This window comes from Hymenobacter plasmatis (assembly GCF_020711255.1).
Classification (GTDB): domain Bacteria; phylum Bacteroidota; class Bacteroidia; order Cytophagales; family Hymenobacteraceae; genus Hymenobacter.
In genome coordinates, this window is the sequence record NZ_JAJFAW010000046.1 from 1 (window position 1) to 11,198 (window position 11,198).

The window sequence follows — 11,198 nt, forward strand, 5'->3', positions numbered from 1 at the left end:
GTTGTTCTTTAGCCCGAGCTAAAGAACGCCTGCTTAGTTAGTTCACAGGCAACAAGTCGCACGCAGCCGTCGTTGTTTGAAAGGACCACGACGGGCCGGCCGTCGAGCCGGGGCTGGAAGACCCGCTCGCAGGACACGTAGAAGTTGTTGGCGTCGACTAAGGCATACATGGCTAGTCGCGGGTGCGCAGCAAAGCCGCCAATTTGCCAGGTATCAGCTCGTGAAGCACGTGGGTGACCACCCCCCAGATGCGCACGTCGCCGGCGTCGCGAATCTCCCAGGGCTGGTAGTCGGGGTTCTCCGGCTTGAGCCACCAGGTGCCGTGCACGCAGACCAGGCGCTTGACGGTGCACTCCCCATCCACGACGGCCACCACGATGTGGTTGTGGTCGGCTTCCAGCTGCTTGTCCACGGCCAGCAGGTCGCCTTCGTGAATCTCGGCGTTTTTCATGCTCTCCCCGCTCACCCGCACCAGGTACGTGGCGTCCGGGTGACGCAGCAGCAGGCGGTTCAAATCGAAGAGCTCATCGGTATAGTCCGATGCCGGCGAGGGAAAGCCGGCGGATACCGAACAGCTGAAAAGCGGTAGTAAAAACGGGGTCTGGGAGTCATGGACGGGGATTAGTTCGACGTTGCGCATGGGTGGTATAGAGTAGGCGTACCCACAATGATACGCGCTACTAATAAAATTAGTAACAAGAAAGCTAAAAACAATAGTTTGTCTGGACGCTGAGTCGGGCCTGAAGGGCCGTGCGCAACCGTCACCAGCCCGCCGCGCCCCGCCGTCAGCCTGCCCAATAACAGGCCCGCGTCGGGGCACCCCTTCGCTTATAAAAAGTGGTTTCTCAACTCCTCAGGCTTAAAGCTGACCAGTTGAAAGAAGTGGTTGATTTAATCCGCTCCCGGAGGGGGCAGTGGGGAAAGAAGGCTGAATAAAAAGAGCAAAAAGATATAAAATAAGGAGCAAAAAGCAAACTATGGGAGGGCTATTTTCGTTTAATAGGTATAACAAACGCTCACAAAAACAGCGCTTTACTATGAAAAAGACCCGCAAGTCCGCCACCCGCACAACGGCCACCGCCGCCCCTACCCGCCCCGATGTGTACCAGATTGTAACCGACCGCATTGTGGCGGCGCTGGAAGGCGGCGTGATTCCGTGGCGCAAGCCGTGGAACGCGGTGTATGGCCTGCCCCGCAACTACGCCACGGGTGCCGCATACTCGGGTATCAACGCCTTTCTGCTGCACTTCAGCGGCGCCCTGCCCTTTTTCCTGACCTTCAAACAGGCGCTGGCGTTGGGGGGCAATGTGCGCAAGGGCGCCAAGGGGCATCCGGTCGTGTACTACAACGTGTCGGTGCGCGAGAACGAGCAAACCGGCAAAGAGGAAAAGCTGCCCTTCCTGAAGTACTACACCGTGTTTTCGGTGGAAGACATTGAGGGCATCGAGTTTGACCTGCCCGCCGTGGAGCGCCACGACCACACGCCCATAGCGGCGGCCGAAGCCATTGTGTGCCGCTGGGAAGGGCGCCCCGCCATTGAGCACCGGCACCAGCGCGCCTACTACTCCCCGTCGCTGGACCTGGTCAACATGCCCGCCCGGGACACCTTCACCACGGGCGAAGGCTACTACGCTACGCTGTTTCATGAGCTGACCCACAGCACCGGCCACGCTTCCCGGCAGGACCGCCCGGACCTGACCGCCGGCGAAGGCAAGCTTTCGGCCAGCTACGCCCGCGAGGAGCTGACGGCGGAGATGGGCGCTTCCTTCCTGTGCGCGGCCGCCGGCCTCGATACCGCGCAGACCGAGACCAATGCCGTGGCCTACATCCAGACGTGGCTGGAGCGGCTCAAAAACGATAAAAAGCTGGTGCTGCAAGCCGCCAGCAAGGCCCAGCGCGCCGCCAAGCTGATTCTGGGAGTCGAAGAAGCGGGCGAAGCAGCCCCCGCCCCCGCGCCGGCCCGGGTGCTGGAATTCGCGCAGGCCGAGGACGAGGTCAGCCGGCAGTACCGGGACGCCGAACTCAGCTGGCTGGCCGCGGCCTGAGTTCCGCCACGGGCAGCCGCTGCCGGCGGCTGCCCCTCCGGCCGGCTCCTTACCTGCTCATCACTACCCTGTCATTACTTCCCCACCGCCCCATGAATGCAGCCGAAGCCCCCGTTTTCGGGGACCCCGATTGGAACCAGTACCGCGCCCGGGTTGCCGCCGCGCTGACCGACGTGGAAGCCGACATGCAGCAGCGCGGCTACGGCCTCAACAACGAAGGCCTGACGCTGGAAGTGGCCGGGCGCCTGCAGCTGGGCGTGGCCACGGCGGACGACTTTCAGGTCCTCGAAGCCCTGGTGAAGTCCTTGCGGCCCATTGCGCGCGAGGCGGTTCGCACCACCCGTGAAAACCAGGGCGGCCAGTATAGCCTGCTTTTGCTTTAAACCTTACTACACCCCTCCCGATGAATACTCCCCACCAGCTAACCATCGGCGACGCCGTGCTTTATCCCCGCGAGCAGGCCGTGGGCCTCATCTACGAGGTGTATGAGCGGGGCCCGGGGGAGCGGCCGGGGGGGCAGGTGCTGCTCTGCCGGGGCGGCCGCGACCTGAGCGGCTTCAGTGCCGAGGAGGCCGACCAGTTTCTGCAGCCCCTGGGCCCTACCGGGCTCGCCTATGAATTCACCCACGTCGGCCAGCTGCACGCCGACTACTACCGCGGCCGGTTGGCCCAGGCTTTTGCCACGGCCCGGCTGCTGGCCGGCTTCCGGGACATTCGCTACCTGCAGGCGCGCTGAGTAGCACCTCCTTTTTGGCTTCCCTTCACCCCCCTACCCTACTCTCATGACTCAGTTCCTGAAATCTATTCCTTTAGCTAATCCCTTCCCGCCCCAGCAGGCCTACCTGGCCATTGAGCAGAAACCCGCTGACGCCGCTGAAAAGCGCCGCCTGGAGGCCTTGCGCCGGCACGTGCAGGCCCACAGCCACACCGTCGATTTGCGCGGGCTGGCGGGGGCAGTGAAGAAATTGCTGGGTGCCGGCTACGAGGTCGGCTGCGGCAGTGCCCACGTCTGGGTACTGCGCGCCGGCGAAACCGAGCGCCTGGCCATCGTGGCCGACCGGCTGACGACTGCCTACCGGGATTGGTTTGAGCCCTCGCGGGAGCAGCCGCCCGCAACCAGCCGGAGCCCGCACCGGCGCCTGGCAATTCCAGCGGCAACGCTGGCGTCGGCCGCGGGTGCATCCTGAGCGCGTGCCCCTGCAGCGGATGGCCCGGCAGGCAACCATGTTTGCCGTGGACTAGCGGCTATCCATTCCGGGCGCAACAGCTGAGCCAGGCCGTTGCGCTTTTGGGGTCTAGTGAGGGCTGGGCTGTGGGGTAAAGAAGGTTGGATGAAAAGAGCAAAAAGGTATTAAATATAGCGCAAAAAGAGAACTACGGGAGGCGTTAATTCGTTTATGATACAGAAGCAACCAGCAATAAATCAGCTCTGTATCATGGAAAAAGCCCCTCGCTCAACTCGCCCGCAGTCCCTGCTCTTTAGTCTGCACAACACGGAACTGGTAAAGCCCGAGGGAGCCAATTTCCCCCTGCCTCCCCGCCTGTTTCTGCGCACCCGCGCCGGCCAGCCCACCCAGATTGTGGCCCTGTGTGGCACCACCGGCAACCTCTTCCCTACCACGACCTACGACCGCAGCCCGCTGCAGGTAGTGGGCGCGCTGGAATACCCTTCGCGGGAGGCGCTGGGAGAATACTTCCGGAGCCAGCACGCCGCGATGCTCCCCGCCGAGGGCGCCGCCATGCTGCTGGGCGTGGACGGCAGCGTGCGCGAGGTGCGCCCGGAGAAGGGCCGCAAAACCTTTCAGCTAGCCCAGCTTTGCGCGGCGCTGGAGGCGAGTTACATCGACGTGCATTGCCCGCAGCACGGGCCCTACGAAGGGTATATCCTCGTTTTTGATGACGAAGGCAAAGACCGCCGCCGGCCCATCAACCCGCTGGCCACGGCCGCCTGGTTTGAGACCTACCCGTTCGACCAGTACTCCCCCGTGGATGTGGTGGCCGGCCCGGTGCTGCTGATGAAGTCCAACCTGATGCGCTAACCCCGCCCGCGCTCAGCCGCTCCGCCAGAACCCGGGGCGGCTGAACTCGCGGCCGGCCTCACTTTACCCGCTCACTCATGCCCGCAGTATCCCAGTTGCCCGGCGCTCCGGCAGTGGAGGCACTCCGCGCCGAGCTGCGCTGCATTTTGCAGCACCCCGCCATTACCCCGGACCGCCGGCAATCCGCTGAGCAGTATATCAGCGGATGCACGGCCGCGGGGCAGCTGCGGCAGTGGCTGGCGCTGGTAGTAGCCGAGTGCGCGAGTTGGGAAGAGCAGACTCTGGCCACGGAAGCAGCCCAGGGCGGCGGCGGCCATCGGTTGCTGCTGCGGGGCGAGGACTGGTGTCTGTGGTAATGGCCAGTAGCAGTAGCAATGGCATTGCGAAAGCCCAGCCGGCTTGATTTTCTAAAAATGGCTAAGCTGGTTTTTCAGCTACGACGTAAAGAGCATACCTTACGCGCTTTATTCTGTGCCTTTTTTAGCTTTTTCTGATGTCGAAAGTTGCTGCCCCTACCGTCGCTTTTACCGAGCCGCTGACCAGTCCTCCCCGGGTACACCACCCCGGCACCTTGGCGGAATTGCTCGAAGTAGCCGGCACCCGCAAGCGCATCGTGGCGGCCTGGGGAGTATCGGCCCGTACCTACGACACCCGCAAGCTCCGCCCGGGCACGTGCACCGTGGAGGAGTTGCAGCAGCTGGCGCGGGTGCTCCAGGTGTCCGAAGAGGAGTTGTTTGCTATAGTTCGCAACGAAGCCAATCACTCAGCGGCGTCCGCAACGGAATAGCACCAGGCACTGCGCAGGCCGGTTTAGGCCTCCTGTCGTTGTACGGGTAAGAAGGAAGTATAATGAAATCTGGTGCGGAATGTGTGGCGCCGCGACAAGGTGAAGTCTTTAAGAGCAGGTCACCGGGTCGTTTTTGGACTAGCTGCGCGTTAAAGCGGGTGAGAAAACCCTGGGTATCCGCATGAGAATAAGGTTCAACAAGATAAATGCGTCCGTCCGGCGGGAAGTGCTCTTCAATCAGCCCATTGATTTTTAAATCAGCGCCACCGTATCCGGCCTTTTTATAGCAGCAAGGGGCTGTTGCAGTGGCGTTGGCCGGGAAAGCCCGGACTACTTTCCACCATAGCCGGGTACTTCTGGTAAACCGTCCGGTTTATCCGGGTAATTGCCCCGAAGAGCGGCTCCCCGCCCGGGGCCGTAGTTCGCTCTTTTGTTCGGTTCTTGGGGCGCTTCTGCTTTCCCTCCCTGTCCATGACTTTTGTTGCTGGTAACACCGACCCCAAACCCGAGCTGTCCGCGCGCGCCCAACACGATGTGGCCTGCATTCAAGCCGCGCTGGCCGGCCAGGCCAACGCCTACGAAGCCTTGCTGGACAGGTACCGCCGGTCCGTGTACCACGTGGTGTTGAAAATGGTGCACGACCCCGACGACGCCGACGACCTCACCCTTGAAGTGTTTGCCAAGGCCTTTCGTTCCCTGGCCTGCTACCGGCCGGAGTACGCCTTCAGCACCTGGCTGTTTCGCATCGCCAGCAACCACAGCATCGACTTTGTCCGTCGCAAAAAGCTTCACACCCAGTCCATTCATCAGGAAGTATCCACGGGAACCAGCGAAGGCTTCTTCCTGGAAGTACCCGCCCAGGACCCCGACCCCCAGGAGGCCTACATCCGGCAGCAGCGGCAGGAACTGGTGCAGGCCCTGGTGGAACGGCTGCCGCCCAAGTACCGGCGGCTCGTGCGCCTGCGCTATTTCGAGGAACGCAGCTACGATGAAATTGCCACCGAAACCCAAGCCCCGTTGGGCACCGTCAAAGCCCAGCTGTTTCGGGCCCGCGAGCTGTTGTTCGAGTTGGCGAAGGGCCGGGCGGCCGCGCTGTAAGGGCGTCGGGACTTAGAGCAGGGCGCCGTGTACGTACCGCAGCAGCTCTTCCACGTCGGTGACCGGGCCCTGGTAGTGCACCTCCGGCGCGAAAATGTCCCCGGTCGCAATTTCCACCACGTCAGAGGCCGTCGGCAAGTAGACGCGGACGGTTTTTCGCCCGGACAGCAGCACGTACAGGTCACCCTCGCCGTAGCGGGTTCCTTGAGGCAGGTAATCGGCGTAAACGAAGCCCGCGGCTTCCAGTTCCTGTCGCGTCATGGGGTATTCATTCGGCAGCGGACTGCCAAGGCTGTTTTTCTTATTCTTATTCCTTTTTACTGGCCCACAAGGTGCTGAGCTGCTGTTCGGCTTTGTCGTAGAGCCGCTGCAGCACCTTGTGCTTGCGCTGCAGGGCCAGGTAGCGTCGCTGCGCGGCCACGGCCAAGCCGCTGGACACGACGAAAAGCACCCCCAGAATTGCCTCCAGCCACGTCATATAGTCGTCAATTAACCGGCTTGCCCTAAATAGACGAAGGAGAACCGCCCAGCGGGGCGGTTCTCCTTCTACTGCTACAAAAGTGGCAACCCACTGCCCAGCAGGTACCCAAAGATAGAAGAAGAAGCCCAAAGGCCGCAACTTTTCCCAGGGCCCGGGGGTACACCGCCCATCGGCTCCCATCAGGAGCCTTCACCCGGTCCGTTGCCATGAGTTTTTGCGTGTTGTTTGGTTTGCTGTTCTGCTGCCTGGCCTGTTTTCGGGAGGGAGTCTGGACGAAATACACCCCGCAGGACGTGGCCCGCTGGAAGGCCCAGGCCGACCCGGGCCGGAGGGAGCCGATGCCTTCCCGACCGGTGCTGGCCAGCACATTGGTTTCCGTTTCGGGGGAGTTGCTGGCGCATACCGCCCGCTCTCCCCGCCCCGAGCCGGTGGAAGCGCCCGCCTGGCAGGAAGTGGCGTAAGGCAACCGGCTAAGCGGGCTGGCGCAGGGTGTGCAGCAGGGCGTGCAGCTGCTGTTCGGTGTGCAACGTGTCGCAGTGCACCAGGCGTCCCTGGTCGTAAGTGACAAAAAACGGCGTATTCTGCTGCTGCAAGGCCTGCTTGGCAACCGGGGTCTGGTCGGCATCCAAGCGCAAAAACGCAATGCCCGCGTACGCTTTATACGTCGCAAACAGCTCGAATACGGGCCGCAGCTGCTCGCTGGTCGCGCAGTGGTCGGCCGTGAACATGACCAGGTCCACTAATTCAGGTTATGGGAACGGTAGTCGGTTTAGTCAGCGGCTTATCGTAACCCACAGATTTTCAAAAATAGCCCACCGGGATTCTTGGTCGCCTTGACCTTGTCGGTTTTGAGCTGATAGGTAAACTTGAACAGCTGGTCCAGGTGCTTCGGGTCGCCCAAGATGGTGGCCACCAGCTGGGGCTGGGTGATGCCCAGCTGTTCCAGGCTTTGCCGGGCCGCGTTGGCCCGGGCATCCTCCGAAGGTTGCTCGAAGGGAATGGGCAGCTGCTGGGGCTGCTGGCGGGCAATGGTGAAACGTACCGCGTCGTAGGCCCTGCCCTTCTTGACCAGTTCGTAGTTAATCTTGAGGTCGGTGTGCTCGCTGACCTGGCGCACGGCGATGTCGAGCACGCGGGCCTTGAGCTGGCTGATGTTCTGAAACAGCTCCGGCTCCTTGCCCTTGGGGTCCTTCAGGTGCAGCATCTGCTTGAACTCGTCCAGCGGGTAGGTGCGCGTCGAGGTCTTGTCCTTCCACTGGCTTACCAGCTGGTAGATGCGCTTGGCGTACTTGCTGCTCAGCTTCAGGGCCGAGTGCAGCTGGTAGGAGGTGAAGTTCTCCTTGAGGTTGAACAGGAAGGGCCGGATGGGCGCCGCCAGCTGAATCTGCAGGCAGCCCTTGCCCTTGATGTACTCCACCCGCTGAAACATCCACAGCTGCTGGTAGGTGCGCTCGTTTTCCACCTCGAACATGCGCGAGCCCATATCTGCCGTCGCTTCGCGCAGCTGCTGGTAGTTCCACTGCCGCCCGGTCAGCGCCTCCACGTCCTTCACGTAGATGGTGTACTCCTGGTCCGCCGTGTCGTCCCGGCGCAGCCGGGAGAGCAGGTAAAAGAAGATGTCCAGCTGGCAGGCCGTGTAGTCGTAGCGGGCCTGGGTGATGGCATTGTGCTGGCGGACGACCGGGACCGGAGCAGGCTCAACTAGGACAACGGCGGTATCTTCGGGCTTCATAGACTAGGACATAAGGCGGCGGGATGAAGCAAATGTAATGAGCCGGTAGCTAAAAAACCACAGTGGTAGTTGGGCGTGGTTTTTCACTTATAAAACGTGGTGGCTAGACTTATAAAACGTGAGAGTTCACTTATAAAACGTGGTAATAAAAGGTATAAAAAGTGGTTTTTCGCTTATAAAAAGTGGTTTTATACCTTTATATGCTATTGATTATCAGGTACTTGTGAGCCCTACAAATAGACAAGGATTAACAAATAAATTCACAAAGGTTGTTGATGCGCATTCGGAATAGCTTTTAGGGTGGTGGTTCAAACCACGGGCCAGAACAAACAAGAAAACAACAAAAAAACAGATTGACCTAACGACCACATGGATTGCACTTTTCTAAGTAGCGGCAGTATATTACCCGCTTAAAACCACGTTTTATAAGTAGCTCCAGTTACTGCTGAGCCTCGGGCTGCTCATGCGCTTGCACCACTTTTTATAAGTCATTCCGGCTTTTTTCAAGGAGTAATTATTAGTTACTAACTTTATACTAACTTCTAACTAACAACGAATTACCACGTTTTATAAGTCGCCTGAGCCCTCAGAGGAGCCAACTAGCACGTTTTATAAGCGAAACCTCAGCGCAGCAACTACAGTAAAGCCTCGATTTTGCCCTCCCAAAACGCCCTATTGAGCATGTTGGTAAGGTTTATTGAATTTTTCAGCTTCGGGTAATGAGTTACGGGCTGAAATGCTTCCAATAGAAGCTTCGGCAACCTTGCTTATAAAATGTGAGAGATGGCCTTGATTGAAAAGTTAAGCGAGCTGTTGCGCGCCGGTCACTGGACACAATCTTATTCACGCCGAGCACCGGGTGTTCTTGAACAACCTCCGATTCGTTGCGCCGGTAGCTCACACGGGGCACTGAGTGCCAGACTTCAGAACGCTCCTGGGAAACGCAGTGCGACTTCCTCCGTGCATTGCCGGCTAACCCACCTTACTGCCTTACTGTGTCACTGCTGCGGTGGCCATCCCCGGGAAAATTGGCCTTGGTTAAAAGTTTGGTACAAAGGTTAAACAGGCTAGTGAGAATTGTCTGACTCTCGGTGGGAGGCCCGCGCCTGCTACGGCTAACCTTTTTCACAAACTTCCCGTGCGCTTAGCCCCGGCGGGGTAATCGAGCTCGCCCAATACCGGCCCGAAGGCCCATTGGCCCGCCAAAAAGGCCATTCTGAATGCCAGGACGGCGCGGTGGCGGTGGGTTTCGCTACCTTTAAAGCGCATGAGCACGACCGCAGGGCCCTTGAAAACGCCGCAGAAGACCCCGCCCCTGGTGAGCGGCGCCACCATTGCCCTGGCGTGGCTGCTGTTCAGCGGGTTCATGGTGCTGCTGATTTTCGTGCAGAACCTCTCGGCCGGCACGCCCACCGACTGGCGCGAGGCCCTGGGCGGGCGCCTGCTGCACGGGCTGATTTGGGGGCTGCTCACGCCCGTGGTGTTCGCCCTGGCGGCGCGCTTCAACCTCCTCGAACGCCGCCACCGGCTGCCGCACCTGCTGGCCCACGCGGCGGCCAGCTACGTCCTCACGCTTGCTTACCGGTTGGTGTACGCCACCGTGATGCACGGCAGCGGGGCTACGCCGGGCGCCATCTCTCTAAATACCGTCGTCGCCAACGCCAACAACTGGGTGCCCATCTACTGGATGCTGCTCTGCATCGCCTACGCCGTGCAGTACCGCGAGCGGTACCGCGAAGGCCGGGTGCGGGCCGCCCAGCTCGAAACCCAGCTGGTGCAGGCCCAGCTGCAGGCCCTGAAAATGCAGCTCCAGCCGCACTTTCTCTTCAATTCCATGAACGCCGTCTCGGCCCTGATGAGCCAGGACGTGAAGGCCGCCCGGCGCATGCTGGCCCAGCTCAGCCAGTTTCTGCGGCTGGTGCTGGAAGGTACCGACGAGCAGGAAGTGACCCTGGAACAGGAGCTGCGCCTCACCCGGCTCTACTTGGAAATCGAGCAAACCCGCTTCCCTGACCGGCTGGCCGTGCGCTACAATATTGCCCCCGATACCGAAGGGGCGCTGCTGCCCGCCCTGCTACTGCAGCCAGTGGTGGAAAACGCCGTGCGCCACGGCCTGGCGCCCCGCGCCGGGGCCGGCGAGCTGGCCGTGCGGGCCGAAAAACAGGGCGACCGGCTGCTGCTGCAAGTGCAGGACAACGGCCGGGGCGCGGCCGACACCGCCGCGCGGGGCATCGGCCTGCGCAACCTGGAAAGCCGGCTGGCCACGCTCTACGGCCCGGACTATGCCCTGGCGGTGGAGTCGGCCCCGGCGTGCGGCTACTGCCTGCGCTTGTCCATCCCGTTCCGGCGGGCGGTGGCCGGCGTTACCCCAGAGCCCGCATGAGCCCCATCCGCACGCTGCTGGTCGACGACGAGCCCCTGGCGCGCAGCCTGCTGCGCGAACTGTTGGCCGATTTTCCGGCGCTGGCCGTAACGGGCGAAGCCGCCAACGGCACCGAGGCCCTCACCGCCCTGCACACCGGCGCATACGACGTCGTTTTCCTTGATGTGCAGCTGCCTGACCTTGATGGCGTGCAGGTGCTGCGGCGGCTGCAGGCGGCCGGCCAGCCGCTCCCGCTGGTGGTGTTCGTGACGGCCTACGACCAGTACGCGGTGCAGGCCTTCGCCCTGCACGCCGTCGATTACCTGCTCAAACCGCTGGACCCCGACCGGTTTGCCGACTGCGTGGGCCGGCTGCCGCCGCAGTTGCTGCTGCGCCAAAGCCCGGCCCCCGGCCCCGCGCTGGCGGCCCTGCTGCACAGCTGGACCGCCCCGCCTGTGCCCGACTATCAGGACCAGTTTCTGGTGAAGCTGCCCGAGCGCAGCTTCTTCGTGCCGGCCGCCGAGGTGTGCTACTTCGAAGCCACCGGCAACGGCGTGCTGCTGCACGCGGCCGGCAGGCACTACCCGCTGCGCACGGCCCTGGGCCAGCTGGCCGAGCGGCTCGACCCGGCCGTGTTCCTGCGCATTCACCGCT

Annotated in this window: 16 protein-coding genes and 1 pseudogene; 11 read left to right on the plus strand and 6 right to left on the minus strand. The window is 61.5% G+C overall.

All coding sequences use genetic code 11. From position 1 onward, the window contains the following. Positions 1–59: 59 nt before the first annotated feature. Positions 60–170, minus strand: a pseudogene (locus tag LJ738_RS20755) (Y-family DNA polymerase); the annotation flags it as partial. Positions 171–172: 2 nt separating this feature from the next. Beyond that, a complete protein-coding gene (locus LJ738_RS20760; RefSeq protein WP_187455491.1) occupies positions 173–640 on the minus strand; it encodes a LexA family protein in 468 nt (155 codons plus the stop codon). A gap of 397 nt (positions 641–1,037) precedes the next feature. On the opposite strand from LJ738_RS20760, the gene LJ738_RS20765 reads away from it, so the two are divergent. The 8 genes from LJ738_RS20765 (at position 1,038) to LJ738_RS20800 (ending at position 5,969) form a co-directional block, all read left to right on the plus strand. Beyond that, a complete protein-coding gene (locus LJ738_RS20765) occupies positions 1,038–2,045 on the plus strand; it encodes an ArdC family protein (protein WP_227788272.1) in 1,008 nt (335 codons plus the stop codon). A gap of 92 nt (positions 2,046–2,137) precedes the next feature. Next, a complete protein-coding gene (locus LJ738_RS20770; protein ID WP_227788273.1) occupies positions 2,138–2,428 on the plus strand; it encodes a hypothetical protein in 291 nt (96 codons plus the stop codon). A 20-nt stretch (positions 2,429–2,448) separates the two neighbouring features. Beyond that, positions 2,449–2,781, plus strand: coding sequence for a hypothetical protein (locus tag LJ738_RS20775; RefSeq protein WP_227788274.1), 333 nt, complete (start codon positions 2,449–2,451; stop codon positions 2,779–2,781). A gap of 46 nt (positions 2,782–2,827) precedes the next feature. Continuing rightward, positions 2,828–3,232 carry a hypothetical protein gene (locus LJ738_RS20780; protein WP_227788275.1) on the plus strand — a complete coding sequence of 135 codons (405 nt, stop codon included), beginning with the start codon at positions 2,828–2,830 and terminating at the stop codon, positions 3,230–3,232. A gap of 249 nt (positions 3,233–3,481) precedes the next feature. Beyond that, positions 3,482–4,084 (plus strand): hypothetical protein, encoded by a 603-nt coding sequence (locus LJ738_RS20785; protein WP_227788276.1) that lies wholly within the window; start codon positions 3,482–3,484, stop codon positions 4,082–4,084. Between the two features lie 77 nt (positions 4,085–4,161). Beyond that, positions 4,162–4,440 carry a hypothetical protein gene (locus LJ738_RS20790; RefSeq protein WP_227788277.1) on the plus strand — a complete coding sequence of 93 codons (279 nt, stop codon included), beginning with the start codon at positions 4,162–4,164 and terminating at the stop codon, positions 4,438–4,440. Between the two features lie 137 nt (positions 4,441–4,577). Continuing rightward, entirely contained in the window at positions 4,578–4,871 is a 294-nt protein-coding gene (locus tag LJ738_RS20795; RefSeq protein WP_227788278.1) for a hypothetical protein, read from the plus strand. A 471-nt stretch (positions 4,872–5,342) separates the two neighbouring features. Continuing rightward, on the plus strand, positions 5,343–5,969 hold the full coding sequence (locus tag LJ738_RS20800; RefSeq protein WP_227788279.1) for an RNA polymerase sigma factor: 627 nt from the start codon (positions 5,343–5,345) through the stop codon (positions 5,967–5,969). 12 nt (positions 5,970–5,981) lie between these two features. Here LJ738_RS20800 and LJ738_RS20805 read toward each other — a convergent pair whose 3' ends face one another. Beyond that, the gene (locus tag LJ738_RS20805) at positions 5,982–6,230 is read right to left on the minus strand and encodes a hypothetical protein (RefSeq protein ID WP_227788280.1); all 249 of its coding nucleotides are present in this window, start codon (positions 6,228–6,230) and stop codon (positions 5,982–5,984) included. 46 nt (positions 6,231–6,276) lie between these two features. Further along, complete coding sequence (locus LJ738_RS20810) at positions 6,277–6,447, minus strand: hypothetical protein (RefSeq protein ID WP_227788281.1); 171 nt, start codon at positions 6,445–6,447, stop codon at positions 6,277–6,279. A 209-nt stretch (positions 6,448–6,656) separates the two neighbouring features. Between LJ738_RS20810 and LJ738_RS20815 the strand changes: the two genes are divergently transcribed. After that, positions 6,657–6,911 (plus strand): hypothetical protein, encoded by a 255-nt coding sequence (locus tag LJ738_RS20815; protein ID WP_227788282.1) that lies wholly within the window; start codon positions 6,657–6,659, stop codon positions 6,909–6,911. 9 nt (positions 6,912–6,920) lie between these two features. Here LJ738_RS20815 and LJ738_RS20820 read toward each other — a convergent pair whose 3' ends face one another. Together LJ738_RS20820 and LJ738_RS20825 are read right to left on the minus strand one after the other, a co-directional pair. Then, complete coding sequence (locus LJ738_RS20820; protein WP_227788283.1) at positions 6,921–7,190, minus strand: thioredoxin family protein; 270 nt, start codon at positions 7,188–7,190, stop codon at positions 6,921–6,923. A gap of 41 nt (positions 7,191–7,231) precedes the next feature. Continuing rightward, positions 7,232–8,182, minus strand: coding sequence for a replication initiation protein (locus LJ738_RS20825; RefSeq protein WP_187455457.1), 951 nt, complete (start codon positions 8,180–8,182; stop codon positions 7,232–7,234). Between the two features lie 1,267 nt (positions 8,183–9,449). On the opposite strand from LJ738_RS20825, the gene LJ738_RS20830 reads away from it, so the two are divergent. Continuing rightward, complete coding sequence (locus tag LJ738_RS20830) at positions 9,450–10,565, plus strand: sensor histidine kinase (RefSeq protein WP_227788284.1); 1,116 nt, start codon at positions 9,450–9,452, stop codon at positions 10,563–10,565. Beyond that, a partial coding sequence (locus LJ738_RS20835) for a LytR/AlgR family response regulator transcription factor (RefSeq protein WP_227788285.1) occupies positions 10,562–11,198 on the plus strand: 637 nt, incomplete at its 3' end. The genes LJ738_RS20830 and LJ738_RS20835, both read left to right, overlap by 4 nt.

Excerpts from the sequence above, each read along its gene's own strand:
- LJ738_RS20800 (WP_227788279.1), top strand. The coding sequence starts at position 5,343 with ATGACTTTTGTTGCTGGTAACACCGACCCCAAACCCGAGCTGTCCGCG.
- LJ738_RS20795 (WP_227788278.1), top strand. The coding sequence starts at position 4,578 with ATGTCGAAAGTTGCTGCCCCTACCGTCGCTTTTACCGAGCCGCTGACC.
- LJ738_RS20770 (WP_227788273.1), top strand. The coding sequence starts at position 2,138 with ATGAATGCAGCCGAAGCCCCCGTTTTCGGGGACCCCGATTGGAACCAG.
- LJ738_RS20785 (WP_227788276.1), top strand. The coding sequence starts at position 3,482 with ATGGAAAAAGCCCCTCGCTCAACTCGCCCGCAGTCCCTGCTCTTTAGT.
- LJ738_RS20830 (WP_227788284.1), top strand. The coding sequence starts at position 9,450 with ATGAGCACGACCGCAGGGCCCTTGAAAACGCCGCAGAAGACCCCGCCC.
- LJ738_RS20760 (WP_187455491.1), bottom strand. The coding sequence starts at position 640 with ATGCGCAACGTCGAACTAATCCCCGTCCATGACTCCCAGACCCCGTTT.
- LJ738_RS20805 (WP_227788280.1), bottom strand. The coding sequence starts at position 6,230 with ATGACGCGACAGGAACTGGAAGCCGCGGGCTTCGTTTACGCCGATTAC.
- LJ738_RS20790 (WP_227788277.1), top strand. The coding sequence starts at position 4,162 with ATGCCCGCAGTATCCCAGTTGCCCGGCGCTCCGGCAGTGGAGGCACTC.
- LJ738_RS20775 (WP_227788274.1), top strand. The coding sequence starts at position 2,449 with ATGAATACTCCCCACCAGCTAACCATCGGCGACGCCGTGCTTTATCCC.
- LJ738_RS20780 (WP_227788275.1), top strand. The coding sequence starts at position 2,828 with ATGACTCAGTTCCTGAAATCTATTCCTTTAGCTAATCCCTTCCCGCCC.
- LJ738_RS20825 (WP_187455457.1), bottom strand. The coding sequence starts at position 8,182 with ATGAAGCCCGAAGATACCGCCGTTGTCCTAGTTGAGCCTGCTCCGGTC.
- LJ738_RS20765 (WP_227788272.1), top strand. The coding sequence starts at position 1,038 with ATGAAAAAGACCCGCAAGTCCGCCACCCGCACAACGGCCACCGCCGCC.
- LJ738_RS20810 (WP_227788281.1), bottom strand. The coding sequence starts at position 6,447 with ATGACGTGGCTGGAGGCAATTCTGGGGGTGCTTTTCGTCGTGTCCAGC.
- LJ738_RS20815 (WP_227788282.1), top strand. The coding sequence starts at position 6,657 with ATGAGTTTTTGCGTGTTGTTTGGTTTGCTGTTCTGCTGCCTGGCCTGT.